This is a genomic window from Geodermatophilus tzadiensis (assembly GCF_003002915.1).
In the GTDB taxonomy this organism is placed as follows: domain Bacteria; phylum Actinomycetota; class Actinomycetes; order Mycobacteriales; family Geodermatophilaceae; genus Geodermatophilus; species Geodermatophilus tzadiensis.
Genome location: NZ_PVTG01000024.1, coordinates 37,526 through 58,564, shown reverse-complemented (window position 1 = coordinate 58,564; position 21,039 = coordinate 37,526). Strand labels below are relative to the sequence as shown.

Below are 21,039 nucleotides of genomic sequence, written 5' to 3'. Positions count from 1 at the left end.
CACGCCCACGCCTCATCGGAGACCACCATTCGATGCTGTCGCATCGTCCGGAGACTGCCGACTTACGGCGTCAAGATCCGTCAGACACGCCCTAGTCGTCCTCGTCCCCGCCGCTGACGCCGAGGGCGGCGCGCACGTCGCCGAGGGCGGCGGCGAGCTGGACGGCGCCGTCGGCGGTGAGGCGCTCGTCGCGCTGCAGCTCGTCGAGCCGCTGCTCGAGCTCACCGACCTTCCGGCCGGCCTTCTCCGCGTCCCCCCGCGCCGCCGCCTGCTCGATGTCGGCGACGCGGCGGTCGACGTCCCGGATCCCCTGCTCGGTCAGCGCGCCGGAGGCCGTGGCGCCGTCGACGGTGGCGCGCAGGCCGGCGAGGGCCGTCTGCACGGGATCGGCGGCGGGCTGCGGCACGGGGACGGGGACCGGCGTGGGCGCGGGGGCGGGCGCCACCGACGTGGTCGGCGCCACCGACGACGTCGGTGCCGGTGCTGGTGCCGGGGTGCTGACCACCGCGGTGGTCGGGGCTGCGGTGGCCGACGTCGGCGCGGGTGCGGTGGCCGACGTCGCCGGGTCCGCTCCCCCGCCGGCCACCAGGGCTCCGGCCACGGCGAGCACCGCGACGCCGCCACCGAGCGCGGCGAGCAGCCGCAGCGGCCGGCGCCGCGGGCCGTCGTCTTCCGGGAGCTCGGGCGCGGGGGACGCGGGCAGCACCAGCGTCGGGGACTCCCTGCTGACCGGGGCACCGGCGAGGGCACCGGCGACCTGCGCGGCGGACGGCCGGGCGGCGGGGTCCTTGTCGAGCAGCCGGGCCAGCAGGCGGTCGAGGGAGTCGGGGGTGTCCGGCCGCAGCGACGCCGCGGACGGTGGCGGGGCGTACAGGTGCTGCGCGAGGACCGCCGCGCCGTCGGCGTCGAAGGGCGGGCGACCGGTGAGCAGGGTGAACAGGGTCGCCCCGAGGCCGTAGACGTCGGCCGCCGGTCCGGCGGCCTCACCGGCGATGACCTCCGGCGCCAGGAACGGCATGCTGCCCATGACCAGCCCGGTGCCGGTCAGCGAGGTGCCGCCGGCGCTGTCGGTGAGCCGGGCGATGCCGAGGTCGAGCAGCAGGCACGACCCGTCGGCGGCCAGCATCAGGTTGGCCGGCTTCACGTCCCGGTGCACGATGCCGGCGCCGTGCGCGGCGGCCAGGGCCTCGGCGACCTGCCGGCCGTGGCGGGCGACGTCGTCGACCGGCAGCGGCCCGTCGCGGTGGACCAGGGTCAGCAGGTCGGGGCCGGGGAGCAGCGGCATGACCAGCCAGGCCGCGTTCGCGTCGACGCCGAAGTCGAAGACGCTGACGACGAACGGGTGCTCGAGCGCGGCCAGGGTCTGGGCCTCGCGGCGGAAGCGGGCCATCCCGGCCTCGTCGGCGACGGCCAGGTCGAGCACCTTGACCGCGACCCGGCGGCCGAGGACGGCGTCGGTGGCGGCGTGCACGGTGCCCATGCCACCGCGTCCGAGCACGCTGTCGAGGCGGTAGCGCCCGCCCAGCGTCCGCCCGTCCACCGCTGCCCCCGTCGTCCCCGTGCCGTCCATCGGCTCCGAGCATGCCTGCTGCCGACGGCCGACCGGCGGACGCAGCGCCGGTGCGGGCCGGCCGCTCAGACCTCCAGGACCGCTCCACGGTCGGTCGGCCGGCCCACACCGCGGCCCAGCGGGGTCTTCTCGCCGGCCTCGACGGCCAGCGGGAGCCGGTTCTCGGCCGGGGGCGTCGGGCAGGTGGCCAGGTCGGTGTAGGCGCAGGGCAGGTTGGCCGCCCGGTTGAGGTCGACGAGCACGGAGCCGTCGGCGTCCGGCGGGGGCAGCTGCAGCGAGCGGAAGGGGTAGGTGGTGCGGCCGGAGGTCTCGTCGGAGAAGAGCACCGACAGCGCGCCGGGGGTGTGGCCGGGGAAGGCGGTGAGCGACAGCTGCCGGCCCTCAAGCTCGAACTCGATGCGCCCCGGGGCGTCGTAGACGTGCTGCACGCCCTCGAGGACGCCGGGGACCGGCGTCGGGCGGGGCGCGTCGAACGGGACGAACCGCCCGGGGACCGCCCAGCGGGGGTCTGCGGGGTAGGCCGGGGTGCCCGGGTAGCCCAGTCGCAGCGGGGACTGCGGGTCGCGCAGCCGGACGACGTAGCGGCCGCCGCGCTCGGCGACCTCGACGGCGCTGTCACCGGCGGTGGACAGCACGCTCTCGCGCAGGCCGAGGTGGCCGAACACGTGCTCGCCGGTGACCGGCTGCCCGTCGACGACGAGCTCCTCGCCGTCGGCCAGGGTGACGACGACCCCCTGCTCGCCGGCCGACCAGCGACCGGGCGCACCGGGCACCTCGGTCGGCTGCTCGTCGAGCCAGACCAGCGCGGTGACGGCCAGGAAGCCGTGCGGGGAGGCGAGGACGGCCTCCTTCTGCCGGTGCCACTCCTCCCACTCGCGGACGAAGGTCTCGGTCCCGGGGACGGTGGCGGTCATCGTGTTCCTCCGGAGGGGTCGACGGACGGCGTACCGGGGACAACCGGTGCGACGGCCGTCCTCTTCCGGGCGGGTCAGACCTCGCCCAGCCGCTGCACGCCGGCCGCGTGCCGGCGGGCGAGTTCCTGGTAGATCGACGGGTTGCCGTCGACCCAGACCGCGGCGCCCTCCGACAGCGGGCCGCGCACGCGGGCCGGGGCGCCGACCACGAGCACCTCGTCGGGCACCTCCATGCCGGGTGGGACGAGGCTGCCGGCGCCGACGAGTGCCCGGCGGCCGATGCGGGCGCCGTCCTGCACGGTCGAGCCGTTGCCGATGAGCGCCTCGGCGCCGATGACGCAGCCGTGGACGACGCAGACGTGCCCGATGGTCGCGCCGGGCCCGACCTCGGTGACCGGGTCCTCGCCGCCGTGCAGCACCGAGTTGTCCTGCACGTTGGCCCCGGCGCGGACGACGATCCGGCCGAAGTCGGCGCGCAGCACCGCGCCGTACCAGATCGACGCGCCGGCCTCGACGACGACGTCGCCGACCAGCGTGGCCGTCGGGGCCACCCACGCGTCGGGGTGGACCTGCGGGGATCGGCCTTCGAAGGAGAAGAGCGGCACGGTGCGGCAGCGTAGGCACGCCGTCCCGAGGACCCGGACCCGGCAGCGCCGACGGATGGGGGACGGCACGGCGACGCACGGGGGTCCGTAGCGTGGACCCCCGGTGGAGCGGTCCTCCCCCACGCCGCCCGACGCCCGCAGGAGGAGCCCGTGCCCACGACCGTCAAGGCCTACGCCGCCACGTCCGCCACGGAGCCGTTGACGCCGACGATGATCGAGCGCCGGGACGTCGGCCCGCACGACGTCCGCATCGACATCCGGTACTGCGGCGTCTGCCACTCCGACATCCACACCGCCCGCGGCGAGTGGGGGGCCACGGACTACCCGATCGTCCTCGGCCACGAGATCGCCGGGATCGTCGCCGAGGTCGGCGCGGAGGTGACCCGGTTCCGGGTCGGCGACCGCGTCGGCGTCGGTTGCCTGGTCGACTCCTGCCGCGAGTGCCGGTACTGCCGGCGCGGGGACGAGCAGTTCTGCGCCGAGGGCTACGTCGAGACCTACTCGGGCACCGGCCGGGACGGCCGGCCCACCCAGGGCGGCTACGCCGAGGCCATCGTGGTCACCGAGGACTTCGTCCTGCGCATCCCGGACGCGCTCGCCCTCGACGTCGCCGCGCCGCTGCTGTGCGCCGGCATCACCGCCTACTCCCCGCTGCGCCACTGGGGCGTCGGTCCCGGCACGCGGGTCGCTGTCGTCGGGCTCGGCGGACTGGGCCACATGGCCGTCCAGCTGGCCGCCGCCATGGGCGCCGAGGTCACCGTGCTGTCGCAGTCGCTGAAGAAGCAGGAGGACGGCCTGCGGCTCGGCGCCACCCACTACGCCGCCACCAGCGACCCCGACACCTTCGCCCGCCTGGCCGCCTCGTTCGACCTCGTCGTCAACACCGTCAGCGCGTCGATCGACGTCGACGCGTACCTGTCCCTGGTGGACGTGGACGGCACGATGGTCAACGTCGGCATCCCGGAGCACCCGCAGTCGCTCGACGTGCTCTCGCTGCTCATGCGGCGCGTCTCCTACGCCGCGTCGAACATCGGCGGCATCCGCGAGACCCAGGAGATGCTGGACTTCTGCGCCGAGCACGGCATCGCCGCGCTGGTCGAGACCATCGGCGTGGAGCAGGCCAACGAGGCCTACGAGCGGGTCGTGGCCTCCGACGTGCGCTACCGCTTCGTGATCGACACGGCCACGCTGGCCTGACGCGCCACGACGGGGCGGCTGGAGCGCCGTCCGGCACGGTGGGCCCCGTGGGGATCGAACCCACAACCCGCGGATTAAAAGTCCCAACCAGGGCATGTCGGACGGTGTCGCATGATGCCGTCTTCGCTGGTCAGAGCCATGTCCGGTGTTACCGGTTGCCGCCGCCTGACCACCCCCGTCACGCAGTGCGCGACCACAGCGCGACCACAGCGGTGCCTATCACCCCGGCGCGGGGCTGCGCATTGTCAACGGCGGGCGCCGAACTCAAGCTGCTGCCGCCGTATCGGCAGCAGGTCGGGACCTCGGGGCCGCCTGACTCCGGACGACGGTCGTCGTCCTGCCGTCGCTGGTGGTGCTCGTCGTCGTCATGCGGACCGCGACGGTTCTGCAGGTGGCGTTCGGCGGTGCGGCGTGAGCGCCCCACGGCATAACGTCCTACCTGCGGGCGCCGTCGAGCTGTGCGAGTCGAGGCTGTCGCTCGGCCAAGTTGGGGCCCGGCTGGGGATGTCGCAAACGGCGGTGAAGCACCGGCTGCGGGTGGCCGGCGTACGGCTCCGGTCGCCGTCGTCTCAGGCACCGCCGATGTGCCGGCTGGCGGAGCAGTTGGAGGAATCGATCCTGGCGGCGGAGCGACACCTACACTTGGCGGGCTTGCAGGCGGTGGCCCTGGGTCCGGCACCGGTTCCGTCACGGCAGCATGTGGCCCCTGAGCGGGCCGCTGTGGCGTTCACCGCCGCCCGCGGCTGGAACATGACCAAGGCGCCCCGGGCTGGTTCTGCGACCTGCTCGCCGAGCTCGACCGACCGACATGGTCCCGCCCCAACATGCCCCGGGGCGGCCGCGCCTTGGGTAAGGGCGCCGCGGCGCGAACCCGTCTACGTCGAACTGGGCAACTCTGGGACGGCGGCGCGGGGGCGCGGGGCACCCGCCTTCGATCTGGACGGCCGCCTGAGCTGGGCAAAAAAAGACCCGGCCCACAAGGGGCCGGGTGAGTAAGTGAGACCTAGTTTGCCCCTCTTGGTTCGCGCTGTCTACCCAGACTCGCCCTTGCGAGGTAGGTCACCAGCCCTGGGGTCGCGTGAAGGTTCCGGCGGGGTCAGGCAGCTGCGCCGAGCGGTAGGCGGCGGCGTTGAGCTTCCACCACCAGTGCCCGCCAACGCCATCCGTCGGCTTCCCCTGAAGGTCGCCAGCGGTGTACCCGGCCGAACGCGGATTGATGAGCCCGACGGGAACGCGGTCCCGCGCAGCGCGTATCGGGAAGGCCAGGTCGCTGTCGTTCGACACGACCACGGCCGCGTCGACGGCGTTCGTGAGGACATCGAGGAGGAGATGTGAAGCGACGTTGACGTCGCTGCCCTTCTCCTCGAGGTGCAGGTACTGGACCATGAACCGGGCGTTGGGGACCTTGGCGCCGTTGGCGTCCTGGATCATGATCGGCCAGGCCGAGCTGGCGATCTGCGGCTTCCTGGTCTGGGGGTCCTGAGTCGCTAGCAGGCCGGTCTTCGTGCGAGCGACGTAGTTTCCGTACTCGATCCAGTCCACGCTCCCTGTGGCCCTGAGGGCCTTGAGGTAGACGTCCTGGTCTGCGTGTGCGGACGGGTTGGTAGCCGCGTCGACACGGGCCGTGCAGTACACAACGCGGTGCAGGGAGGCGTTGGTCCAGCCGCCTTGCTTGGCGATGGCCGCGGCCACGAGAGCCCGAATGTCGAGCCACTTCCAGCCGGCACTTCCCCGACCTCCGCAGCAGTCCCGACCGCCGTAGTACAGGTTGTAGCCATCGACGTAGACCCCGACCCGCATCGGCGCAGGTTAGCGCCTCACTAGGACGCCCAGCCCGAGGGCTGGCTCATGCCAGCGACGCTGGGCTTGCGCTACCGCCGCCCACACCGCGGCCAACGTCGGACCCCGATCCGCGGTCATGCCGTCACCTGCCGTGATGGGCGCATACCGCTACCGTCCGGAGCATGGAGCGATGGGAGACCCTGCTCGTGCGTGCCGAGGCCGGGCACAACGCGCAGTTCGTGCTGCTGCCCTCTCAGCCCGACGTCGACGGGATGCAGACACCCAACTACGCCAGCACCGTTGCCTTGCTGAACCAGCTCGGTCAGCAGGGGTGGCGCTTGGTGAGCGCGGACATGTCCGACAACCGCGCCCGCACTGGCGTCTACTGGCTGAGCCGCCGCGTCCCCGAGCCGCCTCAGGCTGGGGGCGGCTGGGTCGCCAGCGTATGACACCTGACCTCGCGCACCCGACCTGGACGGCGCGACCACACTGCGACCACCAGCCAAATCGGTGCAGGCCAGCCGGTGGGCCTGAAAGGAGCTAGTCCCGACCAGGAGGCAGCGGCGCCTCGACGGACGGCCCGCCCGCCATGGAGCCACCTACAGTCCCCCGCCTGCATGACGCGCCTGGATCTCCTGCCAACGGCGACGAGGGGCAACCCCCGGTCGCCTGAGCCCTGGTCGCAACAAGTGAGAGCCACACCTAGGCGACCTCCAGGGCGAGCCAGCGGAAGGTCCCGTATGTCCCGTCAAGGATGCTGTAGTCCCGCCACTGGACCCGGTACGTGCCGGAGAGGGTGCGCGTGTTGCCTGGATACATGCCTTTCGCCCACTGGAGCGTCCCGGTGAGCGTCGTCCCTTCGGGCATGTGGAACTCCCGGTCGTTGCTACAGCGGCGCCTTGAGGGCGACCACAGGTTAGGCTCGTTGGTCAGCATGATGGCCAGGCCGTTCTCGGCGAGGCCCGCACGACAGAACTGCTCCAGCCGGGCTAGGTCGAAGACGAAGTTCCGCCGCGCCAAGTCGGTGGCCGCGTGGTAGCGCAGCCTGAACTCTTCGTCGGTGATGCCGTCCGTCCCCGTCCAGCGACGCGTGAAGTACTTCAACTCGATCGCCGTCCGAGCGCCTGGACGGAAGCACATGAGGTCGAGGTACTGGGAGCCCTTGAGGCCCTCCACCTCCCGCAGGGGGAGCTCCAGCCGGATTTGAACCTCCGGGTCAAGAGTGTCGACCGCGCGGGCGAAGGCGAACTGAAAGTCTGCCTCGGAATGAAACACCGGCCGCCGCCTAGCAAGTTCCTCGATCACCGCCGCGATTTGAACCTGCCCCGCTATCCGCGTCATGACGGAGACAGTCGCACGGTGCGCGGGAGGCCGCCCGGGTGGCCGATAACCGTCAGCGGCGCCAGAAGCGTCTCGGGAGATGATGTATGCGGTGCAAGACCGGGCCCGGGCCACCGCCTGCAAGAAGAGGACCGGAACCCTGCCTCCGGAGGCGAAGCGGCCGGCTCCCTACGTTGGGAGGGCTGGTGTCCCGCCGGACCGCCGGCGGAGGCGCCACCCCCATGGATGCCGCGACCACACCGCGACCACACCCTCAATTTGCGCAGGTCAGATCATGCGCCTGCGGATAGGTAATCCGCAGGCGAGCCCTCACATGGCCCCGCAACCCAGGCTGCGCCCCGGCGACCTCTTACACTGGCGTGCTCTTCGCGTGACGCACTGGGGCTTCGGGGCCACCAATGGGCTCGGGCAAGGCTTCACCCAGCCGCTGACGACTGGTAGCCCCGAACGCGAAGTCGTGGGCCGGGCGGGGACGCTGACCTCCGGCGCTCGCCGGTGCCTACTCGAGCTGCTGCCTGCAGTCATCAACCAGAGCTTCGACCGCTTCGTGCGAAACGCACCTGCCCTCCAGCAGAGCCCCTGACACCGCCGCGATGGCCGCCCAGACCCGCTGCAACTCCATCTGCCAGACGACCTCGGTTTGCCGGTCGAGCTGCCGGACGAGCTCGGGCGGCAACCCGGAGGCCCGCACTTCCGCGCCAGCCCTGCGAACAATCGCGGCGTCGTCCGGCTGCGCCAGCAGCGCGCCATGGACGTGGTCTTCAAAGGTGAGTCCGTCCTCGTCCTCGTCCTCGTCCTCGTCCTCCAGTCCACGATCGCCCCAGCGGTAACGGGCTTCCGCCCAAGGGCCTGCGTAAGCGATGAACGGCTCGTCCCCCGGCTTGCCGCGATGCCTCGTGAGACCTTCCCCGTGGCGGTCGCCGAGGGCGACTGAAACTAGCGTCGACTGCCCCCGCATGACGACGGCGACGGCGTGGCCGGCCTCATGCCAGGCCGCAAGGTGTCTCTCGTTCATGCACCGTCCTCGGTGATGACCCCAGGTCTGCGGGAGCGGACCGCAGACTACTGAGCGTCAGGCGCGCGCGAGCCCGAGCGGACAGCCGACGCCGGGACGGCGCGCCCGCGCCGCGACCACAGCGCCGACTCGCGTAGACGAAACGGTGCCGTGCCGAGATACCTAATCCGCAGGCACCGACCAAGCGAGGAGTCGACGGTCGAGGCCACCCGATGCCCACAAATTGTGTTTGTGCAGCTCGCTGTCGTACGTGGGGATCGGCGATCCTTGGGTCACCGAGCCCCTGGACATCCCCGACCAGTGATGCCGGCTCAGGAACACCGACAAATGCCCAAGGCGCTGGGGCGAACACCACAGGAAGGACACAGCGCGGCGTCCTGGGAGGTTCGACCTGTTCGAGCCGCTGAGGACACGTCATTGACTGGGACCGACGGTACTGATCTCGCGCTCGGGTGCGACCCTCGAGTCGAGGAGCGCAGTTGCCGGAGCACGGCCGCGACCTGGTCCTCAGTCACGGTGATCCCGCGGGAGCGGAGCAGTGAGAACAACTTCGGTACGCCGAGATGAGGATGGGTTGTGGCGGCGCGGCGGATCTTCTCCGTCTTTTCCCGCATCGAGGGGTCTCGCCTCGCGTGGGTACCGGTCCGCAGGGGCGACGTCGGCGCCGTTCTGACCGCGGTCACCTGGGCGGGGCTCACCGGTATGCCCTTCCTCGTGAGACTCGCCGCGAGGGTTTTGGCGGTAGCACCCGGATTGGCTTGAGCGGCGGCAAGGATGGCTTGCCGCAGGGTTCCCGAGATCGGCGGCACCGCCGCTCGTCCTGCCTCCGGCCCTGCGCCGGATCCTCCATACCCTTGCGCTGCCTGCTTCCTCTTTCCACGCGCTGAGGACGATCCCCGCCGCGACTTTGGACTGTTGGGGACGCCGACCTCACGACGCGCCGATCGGGTCGTGACCACGCCCGCCGACTGGACGTCCCAAGGCTGCTGGGCTTCGACAAACTCGTCCTCTGAGGAACCGCTCGGCTCACGCTCATGATCCGCGAACCAGTCCTCGATCGACCTCGCCACTGCGCCTCCCTCGACGGCTTCGACCGTGACCACACCGGTGCGAGAAGCGTTGACATGGTCTCGCTGACCGTCACATAAGGGCCGCTTCACGCAAGCACCCCACGCCAGCGGAACCTAAGTTCTCCCCACCATCGAGGACGAGACCCGCGGACGGTCTGATGACACCGCAGTCAACGTGTCAATCGAAGCAGGTCGAAGGCCTCTCGCCGAACGAGCAGGTGGACACGGCCGCCCTGCACACACCCGGTCAGCGCCAGCACAGGTTGTCGGGATCACTGAGCCCACGTCACGGGATGCGGCCCCACCCTCGCCGGCTGGGTGATGCAGGGGGACGCCTCCACGACATGGACCATCTTCGCCCAGCCGACCGCCGACACCGTCCGCAAGGCCGTCGGCGACGTCACGCGCCGTGGCGACGCCGCGAACCAGCGGTTGCTCGGCGCGCCGCCCGAATCAGCGTCGGTGCCACCCCAGCTGCGCCCGGGACAGCCTCCTTGCCGGGGAAGGCCTGCACTCTCCGGAGTGGCGGGAACGCGGTTGGTGACACGGTCCTGATACTGGCGTCCGAACCGGAGGTCCGTCAGCGGGCCGCATCGGAAGGGATGGCGCGAGTGAGCGGGGACAGCGGGGGCGTGAGCGCGGAGATCGTCCGCCCAGGTGGGGATCCGGATGAACTCGTCCCGGCGGCTGGCGGGATCGGCGCGACAATTCGTGCGCAGGACGACGATGGGGAGGCTTTCGCCCTGGCCTTCATGGGCAAGCTCCTGCGCCTGCGCGGCGTACGCATCGACCGGGAGCACTTCCTCACCGCCGAGCTGCGGAGGAGGCGCGTGGCGGAGGACGTCATCGCGCGAGCCGTCGCCGACCGCCCCGCCGCTGCAGGCGTGGCAGCCGAAGTCCTCGACGACGTAGCCCGCCACTCGATCGCCTTCGAGACGAAGAAATCCGCGACGATGGCGTTCGCCGCGGGACTGCCCGGAGGCTTCGCCCTCGTCGGCACCGTGCCGGCCGACATCGCCCAGTACTACGTCCACGCGTTCCGCGTCATGCAGAAGCTCGCCTACCTCTACGGGTGGCAGTCGTTCCTCGATGACTGCCACGAGGTGGACGACGAGACGCTGGGTGAACTGGGCGCGTTCCTGGGGGTGATGCTGGGTGTCGCCGGTGCCAGCACGGCCCTGACCGGCTTCGCCAACAACGTCGCCCGCCCCGCGCTGCAGAAGCAGCTGGCGGGCAAGGCGCTCACGCAGACCGCCTACTACCCACTGGTCAAGCAGACGCTGAAGCGGGTCGGCGTACAGATCAACAAGCAGATCTTCGCCAGGACGGTGACCAAGGTCGTGCCTCTGGTCGGTGGCATCGTGTCCGGGGGCCTCACCTATGCCAGCCTGCGGGCGGGGTCAGGCCGGCTCATGGAGCACCTGAGGACGTTGCCGCCGGCGTTCCCTGCCCCCGCGACGGAGGCGTAGCTCCAGCGGGCAACATCGACAACGTGCTGGCCTTGCTGTGCCGACCTAGACCCGAGGACGCGGCCGGCGACCTGGCAAGCTGTCGCACTTGGCCCTGCGTCAGGCCACCGGGCGACGCAAGACCTTCGCTGCGCCGTCATGATCGCTGGCACGCCGACCGAGCGTCGAGGTGGCGAGATCAGTCGGCAGTAGGTCGGCGAACTTAAGCTGCTTCAGTGACTCGTCCGACACGCTCGGCTCGACGCCCGCCAGGTCGTCGCTGAACCGCTTCCGCGCCTCGGCGACGGCCTCGCGTACCGCGCCGGCGGTCGCGTCGCCGCGCAGCTTCACGTACCGGTTGTCGTAACGCTCGAGCTCGTCGACCAGCCCGGGAGCCACAGCAGACAGTGCCGCGGCCAGGACGCCGTTCGCCCGGCCACCGGCCCACGTCCACCAGCGCACCAGGCCGCTGTCGTGCTGCAGCACCAGGCTGGTGTCCGTGGACACCGTCGGCTCGATGTCCTCACGCACCACGGCCAGCCGTTCGGTAGCGCGGCGGGTCAGCGACACCCCGGGCATGTCCGCGCCGAGCGCCACCCGACGCATGGCGTCGGTCAGCGCGAACGACAGCGGCTGCCCCAGGCCCGACCACTTCGAGTTCCCGGGCAGGTCCGTCGGCTCGACGAACGTCCGCCGCCGCTTCCAGTCGATGAACGTCACCTTCCACGGCCGCCCGCCGAGCACGAGAACGCGAGGTCCCTCGACCTTTCGAGTCATCACAAGCGGGTCGACGGTCCCGACCTCGACCCGGCCGTGCAGCACGGTGAACTCGGGGTCGGCGGTGAACGCCGACAGCAGTTCCAGAAAGTGCCGGTAGCCGTACCGCCGCTCGGTCTCCGGTCCGACAAAGAGCATCCCCGAGTCGGAGTCCAGGTGCCCGGTCTCAAGCATCCACTCGCTGATCCGCGCGGCCTCCTCCGCGGTGGCCAGTTCCAGCCCGGAGAGGCTCTGCGTCCAAGTCGATCCGCCCACGCGCCCCTTCTGCAGGCACAGCGCCAGCAGCTGCTGCCCCACCAGGTGCCGGGGCGCCGGCGGCGGCACCACCGGCTCGACGAAGCCCTCCGACCACAGCTGCAGCAGCCCGGCCGCCTGCAGCAACTGGTCGTCCTCGGTGGCCAGGAACAACATGCTGCGCGTCGTCCCGGGACGGCGACCGGTGCGGCCGAGCCGCTGCAGCAGCGAGGCAACCGTCCTGGGCGCGCCGACCTGCAGCACCCGGTCCAGGTCGCCGACGTCGATGCCCAGCTCCAGCGTCGAGGTCGACACGATCACGCAGTCGCGCGCCTCGGCGAACGCGCGCTCGGCCTGCCGCCGCTCGTCCCGGGACAGCGACGAGTGGGAGACGAACGTCGTCGTCCCCCGTGCGCGCAGCGCGACGGCCAGTGCCTCCACGGTGCGCCGGGAGTCGGCGAACACCAGCCGCTTCTCGCCGCGGTGCAGTGCCGAGATGACCGTGGCGGCGTTGGGCACGCTGGCGACGTAGTCCAGCTCCAGCTCGGGGGGTGGTCCGGCTGTGGCCGGAGGGGACACCACGGTCGCCGTGCGGACGGTCCGGGCCGGGCCCTGCAGCCAGTTCAGCAGCGCCTCCTGGTTCCCCACCGTCGCCGACAACCCGATGCGTTGCACCGGCCGGCCGGCGACCTCCGCCAGCCGCTCCAGGACGGCGAGCAGGTGCCAGCCGCGGTCGTCGCCGGCGAAGGCGTGCACCTCGTCGACGACAACCGCACGAAGATCACCGAACATCTGCGACGGGGTCACGCGGGTCGAGACCAGCATCGACTCCAGCGATTCCGGCGTGGTCAGAAGGATGTCCGGCCGGTCGACGAGCAGCCGGCGGCGCACCGAGTCCGAGGTATCTCCGTGCCAGAGGCCGACCCGCCGGCCCAGCCAGGATGTGTACCCGGCCAGCCGCGGCTCCAGGTTGTTGAGCAGCGCGCGTAGCGGGCAGACGTAGAGAACCGTCAGCCCGCGCCAGTTCTCCTGCGTCATCCGGGAGAGCAGCGGAAAGACGGCCGCCTCGGTCTTGCCCCCCGCAGTCGGCGCGAGCAGCAGCGCGTCGTTGCCCCGCAGCACCGGTTCGACGGACGCCTCTTGCAGCGGCCGCAGCGCGGGCCAGCCGAGGGAGTTGACGATGTGGTGCTGGACGACGGGGTCCAGCAGCTGCGCGGTCACAGGTCGAGCTGGACGTCGTCGGCACGGGCGGCCGGGGCGACGCTGAGCGACGCGCTCTCCCGCTCGACGTCGGTCAGCTCGGTGGCGCTCATGATCAGCGCGTAATCCCGTCGAGGATTAAAGTCCTCGTACAGGTCGACCCGGTCGAGGACGTCCCCGACCAGCTTCTTGAGGAAGACCCGCGGCGCAACCCCGACCCGCCCACCCAGCGATCCGCTCACCGCGCCGGCCAGGTCCCCCAGATAGCCGTCATCGACCGCGCGCGTGAGGCGGTCCGGATCGCCGGCCCCGCCGGCGAACAGGTCCCGCACCTTGGCGCCGAGCGCGGTCAGCGCGGCCAGGTCGAACCCGGGTAGCCGCAGCTGCACGGCGCGGGGGTTGTCGAAGCGGGCGTCGGTGGAGAAGTCGGTGGCCAATCGCTGGGCGAGCGGTGCCAGGCGGGGCACGCCGCTGGGCCCGTCGTAAAAGGCCGGTGTGCCGGTGATCACGAGGAACAGCCCCGGGAAGCGGCCGGAGTCGACCTCGTCGACGAGCTGCCTCAGCGCGTTGAGTGCCTTGTCCCGGACATCGCCGCGTACCCGCTGCAGCGTCTCCACCTCGTCGAGGACCAGCAGCAGCCCGGGGTGCCCGGCGTCGCGCAGCACGGTCAGCAGGCCCTGCAGAAAGCCCATGGCGCCGAAGTGGTCCAACTCTCCGCGGATGCCGGCAGCACGCTTGGCGGCGCCGGCGACGTGCGGCTGCCCGCCGAGCCAGCCGCCGAGTGCATCCGCGGCGGTGAGGTCGCCGGCGACGACGGCACTGCGGTAGGCACGCAGCGCCTGGGCGAACGCCGGGGTCCGCGCCGAGACGGCGGCCAGCCGCTGCTCGAGCAGAGTGAGCACGGCCTCGTCCAGGACGGCCGAGCCGGCGGCCAGGGACGGGTTGAGGGATGCGGCGTCGGACTCCAGCGTGTAAAGCCAGGAGTCCAGCACCGGGCGCAGCGCGCTGGGCGGGAAGCTAGCCGTCCGCAGCGATTCCCCCACCCGGCGGTAGACCGTCTCCAGCTTGTGCAGCGGGGTCTCGGTCTCCGAGATCTGCACCTCGGCAGTCGCCATGCCCCGGCGCAGCGCCCGCTCGGCCAGGAAGCGAGTGACGAAGGTCTTGCCCGCCCCGTACTCACCGCGGATGGCCTTGAACGCCGATCCGCCGGCCGCCACCGCGTCGAGGTCGGCGTCGAACGCGGGCACGAATCGCTCCAGCCCGACGGCGAGCAGGTCGAGTCCGGCGGCCGGCACGGTGCCGCGGCGCAGCGCATCGATGACCTCGCGCCGGCGGCGCGGCGAGACGTCGGTGCTCATGCGCGCAGCTCGAACTGCTCGCGTAGGAGCGGCTCGTCGAGCCGGACCGTCGAGCCGTCGACATCGACGCCGAGCACCGCGTATCCCTCCACGTTGAGCAGCCGCTGGGCGTGCAGTACCGCGCCGCGGAGGGCGGCCGGTGCGACGTCGAGCGCCCGAGCGGCCGCGGATGCGGGCAGCCGCCGGTCCGGCGCGGCGGCCAGCGCGTCGAGCAGCTGCCGCACCTGCTGATCGGTCACGGTCACCCGGCCGGCCAGCCGTCGCTGGTCGGCGTAGGTGGCCGAGGCGACCGTGACCGCACCGAGGGAGTCGGCGGCCGGCGCCGGCGCCGGCTCGGGTTCGAGATCGTCGAAGAGCGTCAGCAGGGAGCTCGGCGCGGCGGTCTTGCGCGGCCGGGGGGCAGGCGCCGATGGAACCGCCGGGGCGGCCGGCGGCCCCGCCACCGGGCCGACCCACCACTCCGGTTCCTGCGGGCGGGCCGGCACCAGGGATGTTCCGGCGGTCTGGCTGCCGGCGACGAGAACGTGCACCGGCACGACGATCTCGGCCGGTGCCGCGCCGCCGTGGTAGCCGGCCTTCAGCGGCCCGTAGCGCAGCCGCTCGTCGACCGCGAGCACGGCGCGGCCGTCGTGCTTGAGCACCCGTCGGCCGGTGACCAGCAGCTCACCATCCCCGACCGGGCCGTCGGGGCGGGACCGGGCGCTGGACAACGCGGGGGCGCTGCGCTGGGTGCCCTGCCGCCGCTCGACCACGTGCCCGTGGTCGGAGGTGAGGACGACGACGCGGCCGGCGAGCCGCGCTCGCTCCAGCAGCGGCCGCAGGTGCTTGATGGCCTCGGCGGTCCACTCGGTGCCGGCGGGGTCGGAGCGGTCGAGTGCGTCGTCAATGGTATTGAGCACGCAGGTGACCAGCGGTCGCCCGGACTGGTCGTCGATGGCCGCGCCGACGTCGCCGGCGACCGCAAACCCCATGGCCGTGCTGTCCAGCGGCTTCTTGTGGAACAGCTGGGCGCCGGGCAGCCGGTGCGCTCGGGCGAGCGCCGCGTAGCCGCGCTGCTCGACGTCCTGCCCGCCGACGGTCAGCTCCCCGCTGAGCAGGGAGGCGCGGCTGACCTCGGTGATGCTCGGCAGCACCGAGACGGCACCGATCCTGCGGGGTTGTCCCTCGGGCAGGGCCTCGGTCCAGTTGCCCGGGGAGCGCGCGACGATGTCGGCGAGCACCTCGGTGCCGACCGCGGCGCTCATCCCGTCGAGCACCAGCAGCAGGACCGGCGTGCGACGGGCGAGCGGCAGGACGACCTCGGGCAGCAACTCTTCGAGCAGCAGCATGGCGGGGCTGCCCGGCCGGTCGCTGCGGGTGTGGTCGGCCAGCGCGGCGGCGAATTGCTCGTCGTGCCGGTTGCGGCGCTGCTGCACGGCAGCGAGCACCGCGGCCAGGGCGGCACCGAGCTCAGGCTCGCCGACACCGGCGGCGGCGTCGTTGACGGCGGAGTCGACCCAGGCGTCCACGTCGAGGTGCCGGCGGTGCAGCGCGGGCAGCGTGCTCTCGGCCGCGGTGCTGTCAAGGGCCAGCCAGCGGGCCAGTCGCACGGCGGCGCGGAAGGCGGTCACCCGGGGGTCGCCGGGGGCGAGGGCGTGGTCCTGCACGGCGTGCCAGGCTGCCTCGACGTCGTCGAGCCGGCTCGCCGACACGGCTGGCCGGTCGACGGTTTCGGCCGGAGAGGAGGCGACGGCGCTGCGCAGCGCGGCGGCCAGGCGAGCGAGCCGGGCGGGCAGCGCGGCCGGCAGCAGCGCGGAGCACTCGGCCAGCGCGGTGGCCCGTGCCTCGGCCAGCAGCAGGTCGGCCTCGGCCAGCAGCCGCTCGGCGGCGGCGGCTTCGGCGCGGCTCTCGAGCTGGCGGCGCACCAGCCCGCCGGCCTGCGTGGCCCAGGCGTCCAGCGCGGTCGGCGGCACACCCGCGCCGCCGGTCCGCGGCTCCAGCCGCACCAGCGCCTCACGGGCGAGGACGACGTCATCGGCCCGTTGCCCGGCCCGGGCCTGCAGCAGCGTGTCGAGCACGACGCCCAGGGGAACGGCGTCCCCACCCTGGCCGCGGCGCAGCAACTGACGCACCGGGGCAGCGGCCGCACCGAGGTGCCCGGCGATCCAGTCGAGCACCGCGTCGGTGAGCGCGTCACCGGCGAGGGTGCGCAGGTCGGCGATCAGCCCGGAGGTGTGCGGGGCCGCCGTCCAGCGCAGGACGGCGTCGGCGGTGAGTTCCTCGGCCGGCAGCCCGAGGTGCCGGCGGGCGACCGAACCGAGGGCGTGGTCGCGGGTGAGCACACCGCCGGGGGCGGGCGGCCAGCCGCCGTCGGCCGGGGTGCAGGCCAGCAGGCCGAGGGCCAACTCGCGGTGGCCGGGAACGGTGGGCAGGGCCGGGTCGAGCGCGGTGGCGGCGAAGCGGCCCTGCACGGCGTCCCACGGGTCGGGGGTGCGCAGCCGGTGCCAGATCAGGTGGCTGCGGACGCCGGCGCCCAGGTCGCCGTCGTCCCGGTCGGTGAGGATGACCAGCCACCGGTCCGGGCCGCGCTGCCGGAGCGCCTCGCGGACGGCGAGGGTGGAGACGCACGGGACGACGGTGACCGGCACCCCCTGGTGCTCGAAGGTTCCCGCGCCCGGCCACTCGGGCCGGGCGCGGATGCCCAGCGCGCCGGCGGTGTAGTTCTTCCGCCGCGCCTCGTCGAGCAGGGCGCGGACGACCGGCACCGTGGCGACGCTCGGCGCGCCGGCCGTCACCCCTCCACCCGCCACTCCACGACGACCCGCTCATCGGGGTGCTCGGCGAGGAAGGCGCTGAGCTCGTCGAGCACCGGTTGCGGAGACTCACCCTTGGCCCGGGTCACCCGGCGAGCGTTGGGCACGGGCAGCGGCACGTCGTCTGGCCGGCGCGGCGGGTCCGGAACGGGGACCGGCTGCGGCCGGTGCCGAGCCAGCCAGGTGACGGCCGCCTCCTCGGCGGCCCGCAGTACCGGCTGCAGGCCCGACACGATCTCGTCGTGGCCCAGCGCCTCCCGCAGCCCGCGCAGCGCCGTGGTGGCGCTGGGATCAGTGGCCTCGGCATCGAGCAGGGGCTGCAGCAAGGTCCAGCGGTACTGGGACAGGGCCCCGGCGATGCTGGGCGCGGAGGACAACGAGCGAGAAAGCGCCGCATCCCGGGCCGAGTCGCCGAAACCGGCCAGCACCTGCACCAGCCGCACCCGGTCGCCGCTGCCGCGCAGCTGGGCGAGCAGCGAGTCGGCCTCGCGCGCGGTGGCCAGCCTCCCGCTGCTGTCGGGCAGCCCGAGCCGCCCGTAGGCGTCGCCGAGCTGCTGGATCAGCGCCGCGGCGAAGCCGGAGAGGTCCCCGGCGATGCTGCGGACCCGCTCGGTGAGGGCGGCCACGGCGGGGGCGGTCAGGAACGGGCTTGCCGGCACGCCGAACAGCGCGGCGGCCCGGCGCACCGCGACCTCCCACTCCTCGGGGGTGGGCAGCGGTTCGGGCCGCAGCTCCATCTCCGGGCGCAGCTGGCCCGGCCGAGGGGGCGGGACCAGCGGGGCGCCGTGGGCGTACCAGGCCCGCTGCCGCAGCGCGGCCCAGGCGAGGATCACCAGGTCGGCGACCTCGTCGCGCAGGCCGTTGGCCGGGCGCATGGCCTCGATCCAGCGGCGCACGTCACCGACGGTCACCGGGTCCTGGGGCTGCTTGCCGTCGCGGGGCATGGCCCGGGCGAACTCCGGCCCCCAGGCGGCGAACCGGTCGTCCCCGAACAGGTAGTGCGTCTCACCGGCCGACCCGACCTGCAGCGGGTTGGCCACGCGGCGCACCGCGTCCCGGTCGCTGCGCTCGAGCAGCACCCGGCCGTCCGGGTCGGCGACGGCCTTCTCCACGTACCCGTAGGTCGTCGACAGCTCCCGCGGCCCGATCTCGACGTCAGCCGGCTCGAACCGCGGATGCCCGGGGTACTGGGAGGTCAGCGCCTGGTCGACCAGGTTGCCGAAGGCCGCAGCGAGGTCGGCCCCGACCGGGCTGGCGACCCGCAGCGCGGGGTCGAGCGAGATCAGAACGCGGTCGTGGGCGGCGTCCTCCAGCAGGGTGCCGGGCGTGGGCGCGGCCGCGCCGTAGGCCTCCTGGACCGAGCGCCGCAGACCCTCCCGCAGGGCGGTGCGCTGCTGCTCGAGGATTGCCTTGGCCTGCACCCGGTCGACCTCGGAGAGGTGGTCGGCGTGCGAGGTCCACCGCTCCCCCGCACCGCCGAGCAGCCACTCGAGGATGACCAGCCGGCGGACGTCACGCAGCCGCTCCTCGGAGAGGAAGCGGGGCAGCCAGACGATGGTGCGAGCCTGGAATCCGCCGGCGATCAGCTGGTCGACCCGGGCGAGGTCCTCGGCGGCGGAGTGGCCGTGCTCGTCGAAGGGGTAGTCGACGACCAGCCGCCAGGTCTGCGGGCGGGCGCGGAAGTGGTCCTCGGTCAGCCAGCCGGCGTCGCGGACGTTGCCGAAGACGACGTCCACCTCGCGCCGCGAGCCGCGCCAGATCACGGTGTGCGCCTGGGCGCCGAAGACGTCGGTGTCGCGGGCCGGCATCCCGAAGGCGTCGCGGACGAGGTCCTTGAGCAGCTCCCGGCGGCGGCCCTCGTTGTCCTCGGACTTGGCCCGCTCCACGATCGACTCGTAGTCGACGTCGGAGAGCTGGACCCGGATGACCGGATTGCGGGGGTCGGGGCTGACGTGGATCTCCGGCACCCGCCGGGCCCACTCCTTGACCTTGGCCAGCACGATCTGCACCTCAGCGCCGGGCAGCGGCGACACGATCGAACCGTGGTTGAGGCTGGCCAGCCGGGAGGCGGTGAGCTCCTTGAGCGCCGGCACCTTGGGCGCCACCGCCGACAGCAGCAGCGACTTGGCCAGCCGGTCGTCGGCCAGGTAGCCAGCCGGCAGGTCCGTTCCGCCGGCGACCTGCTCGGCGGTGAGGCCGTGCTCGGCGAGCAGGATCGGTCGCAACTTGTCGCGGTAGAGCGCGGTCGCCGACCGGAACAGCGCGCCGACCTGGGGGTCGAGCACCTCCCGCCCCTCAACGACGTAGTCGAAGGCGTCCCCGACCGGAATGACGTCGTCCACGGTGAGCGCGTTCCGCCGGTCGACGAGCAGCTGCTGCATGACCTTGAGCGCGGTCCGCTCCCGCTGCATCACGCTGGCCAGCGAGCGCAGAGTGGAGACCAGCGCCGGCGAGAACGGGTAGGTCAGCCGAAAGGCCGCCTCGTCGGCGCCGCGGTGCCGCTCGTCGGTGTTGACCCCGTCGAGCAGCACGTCCCAGACCTCGCCGCGGCGGTCGAGGTTGCCGAAGGCGTCCCGCAGGATCCGGTCGGCGGCCTCGTCGCGGGGCCGCAGCAGCCGCTGGTGCGCCACGTAGGGCAGGTTGTCGTCCCCGAGGACGATCGTGGAGAACCGGCCCTCCTGGTGCCGGAACGCCTGGTCCAGGGCGTCCTGTTGGGCGCCGGAGGCGCCCGCGTCGGCGAACCACTGCCGTAGGTCCATCTGCCGGGCGACGAAGGAGATCAGCGGGATCTCCCGGCCGCCGACGGCGGACTCGACGAGCTTGGTGAGCTTCTGCGACTCCCGGCGGAAGAAGGCGCGGTCCTGCACGGAGAAGGCCAGCCAAAGCACCAGCTCGTCCAGGAACAGCACCACGGCGTCATAGCCGAGAACCGCGGCGTGGCCGGAGATGGCGCTCAGCCCGGTGTCGAGGTCGACGTAGGACGCCTGGGCGGTGTAGCTGGTGAAGTAGGTGCTCACCAGCGCGGTGACGAGCTGCTGCCGCTTGGGTTCCCCGGGGGCGGCGGCTCGGGCCGCGTCGTAGGTCTCGCGGTTCCAGGTGCCCGAGCCGAGAACGGCGGCCCACGGGTCGTCGCCCGCGTCGCCGGCGGTGCCGCCGTTGAGGCCGGCGAAGAACTGCTCGTCGCCGAGCAGGCCGCGCTGCCGCTCGGCGTCGGCGAGCAGGGCGTCGGACTGGTGGATCGCCGGCAGCGGTGCGCCGGGGTGCAGGGCGCGGATCTGCCGCAGGTAGCCGTCGAAGAGCGCCTTCTCCATCGACTCGGCGCCGAGCAGGTGGAAGGCCAGCGGCAGCACCTTCTTGCCCTGCAGCCCCGGGTCATGCTTGGCGACGACGGGCTGCAACTCGACCTTCTGCCGGGCCGCGGGCTCGCCGCGCAGCAGCGCGTACAGCACCGCCATAAAGTGACTCTTCCCGGACCCGAAGGAACCGGAGAGGAAGGCACCGCGGCTGACGCCCGACCCGATCGCCTCGGCGACCAGCCCGAGCGCCTGATCGAAGCCGTCGGCGAGTGACTCCGTGACCACGTACTCGGCGAGCGTCTGCGCCACCCGGTTGCCGCCGACGCTGTCTGTCAGCCGCAGGACGTAGTCCTCGGCCCCCGCGCGCTCTGGGATGGTCAGGACGTCGCGCAGCAGAACGCTCATCGGTGGTACCCCCGCATGGCCGCGAGGTTACGGCC

General features: G+C 72.7%; 13 protein-coding genes. 3 read left to right on the top strand and 10 right to left on the bottom strand.

Features of this window, described 5'->3' with window-relative positions; genetic code table 11:
* Positions 1 to 91: 91 nt before the first annotated feature.
* The 3 genes from LY71_RS22415 to LY71_RS22405 all read right to left on the bottom strand — a co-directional run bounded on the left by LY71_RS22415 (position 92) and on the right by LY71_RS22405 (position 3,089).
* On the bottom strand, positions 92 to 1,570 hold the full coding sequence (locus LY71_RS22415) for a serine/threonine-protein kinase (protein WP_106282001.1): 1,479 nt from the start codon (positions 1,568 to 1,570) through the stop codon (positions 92 to 94).
* Between the two features lie 65 nt (positions 1,571 to 1,635).
* Complete coding sequence (locus tag LY71_RS22410; RefSeq protein WP_106281999.1) at positions 1,636 to 2,484, bottom strand: DUF1684 domain-containing protein; 849 nt, start codon at positions 2,482 to 2,484, stop codon at positions 1,636 to 1,638.
* Positions 2,485 to 2,558: 74 nt separating this feature from the next.
* A complete protein-coding gene (locus LY71_RS22405; protein ID WP_106281997.1) occupies positions 2,559 to 3,089 on the bottom strand; it encodes a gamma carbonic anhydrase family protein in 531 nt (176 codons plus the stop codon).
* 150 nt (positions 3,090 to 3,239) lie between these two features.
* On the opposite strand from LY71_RS22405, the gene LY71_RS22400 reads away from it, so the two are divergent.
* Positions 3,240 to 4,286, top strand: coding sequence for an NAD(P)-dependent alcohol dehydrogenase (locus LY71_RS22400; protein ID WP_281261630.1), 1,047 nt, complete (start codon positions 3,240 to 3,242; stop codon positions 4,284 to 4,286).
* Between the two features lie 1,059 nt (positions 4,287 to 5,345).
* On the opposite strand, the gene LY71_RS22395 is transcribed toward LY71_RS22400, so the two are convergent.
* Positions 5,346 to 6,086 (bottom strand): PIN domain-containing protein, encoded by a 741-nt coding sequence (locus LY71_RS22395; protein ID WP_106281994.1) that lies wholly within the window; start codon positions 6,084 to 6,086, stop codon positions 5,346 to 5,348.
* A 164-nt stretch (positions 6,087 to 6,250) separates the two neighbouring features.
* On the opposite strand from LY71_RS22395, the gene LY71_RS22390 reads away from it, so the two are divergent.
* Positions 6,251 to 6,517 (top strand): hypothetical protein, encoded by a 267-nt coding sequence (locus LY71_RS22390; RefSeq protein WP_106281992.1) that lies wholly within the window; start codon positions 6,251 to 6,253, stop codon positions 6,515 to 6,517.
* Positions 6,518 to 6,770: 253 nt separating this feature from the next.
* Here LY71_RS22390 and LY71_RS22385 read toward each other — a convergent pair whose 3' ends face one another.
* Both LY71_RS22385 and LY71_RS22380 read right to left on the bottom strand, forming a co-directional pair.
* The gene (locus tag LY71_RS22385) at positions 6,771 to 7,373 is read right to left on the bottom strand and encodes a hypothetical protein (protein WP_211297492.1); all 603 of its coding nucleotides are present in this window, start codon (positions 7,371 to 7,373) and stop codon (positions 6,771 to 6,773) included.
* 535 nt (positions 7,374 to 7,908) lie between these two features.
* Complete coding sequence (locus tag LY71_RS22380; RefSeq protein WP_106281990.1) at positions 7,909 to 8,424, bottom strand: hypothetical protein; 516 nt, start codon at positions 8,422 to 8,424, stop codon at positions 7,909 to 7,911.
* A 1,702-nt stretch (positions 8,425 to 10,126) separates the two neighbouring features.
* Between LY71_RS22380 and LY71_RS22370 the strand changes: the two genes are divergently transcribed.
* A complete protein-coding gene (locus tag LY71_RS22370; protein WP_146146215.1) occupies positions 10,127 to 10,963 on the top strand; it encodes a hypothetical protein in 837 nt (278 codons plus the stop codon).
* A 99-nt stretch (positions 10,964 to 11,062) separates the two neighbouring features.
* On the opposite strand, the gene LY71_RS22365 is transcribed toward LY71_RS22370, so the two are convergent.
* Genes LY71_RS22365 through LY71_RS22350 form a run of 4 tightly spaced genes read right to left on the bottom strand, consistent with a single transcriptional unit; the run spans position 11,063 to position 21,004 of the window.
* Positions 11,063 to 13,174, bottom strand: a complete 2,112-nt coding sequence (locus LY71_RS22365; RefSeq protein ID WP_106281984.1) for a DEAD/DEAH box helicase — start codon at positions 13,172 to 13,174, stop codon at positions 11,063 to 11,065.
* Positions 13,171 to 14,511: a BREX system ATP-binding protein BrxD gene (gene brxD / locus LY71_RS22360; protein WP_106281982.1), complete on the bottom strand. Its 1,341-nt coding sequence runs from the start codon at positions 14,509 to 14,511 to the stop codon at positions 13,171 to 13,173. Before brxD ends, LY71_RS22365 begins: the two co-directional genes overlap by 4 nt.
* On the bottom strand, positions 14,508 to 17,285 hold the full coding sequence (gene pglZ / locus LY71_RS22355) for a BREX-2 system phosphatase PglZ (protein WP_170121448.1): 2,778 nt from the start codon (positions 17,283 to 17,285) through the stop codon (positions 14,508 to 14,510). The genes brxD and pglZ overlap by 4 nt, the downstream gene beginning before the upstream one ends.
* Positions 17,282 to 21,004 carry a BREX-2 system ATPase PglY family protein gene (locus LY71_RS22350; protein WP_106281978.1) on the bottom strand — a complete coding sequence of 1,241 codons (3,723 nt, stop codon included), beginning with the start codon at positions 21,002 to 21,004 and terminating at the stop codon, positions 17,282 to 17,284. Before LY71_RS22350 ends, pglZ begins: the two co-directional genes overlap by 4 nt.
* Positions 21,005 to 21,039: the final 35 nt, after the last annotated feature.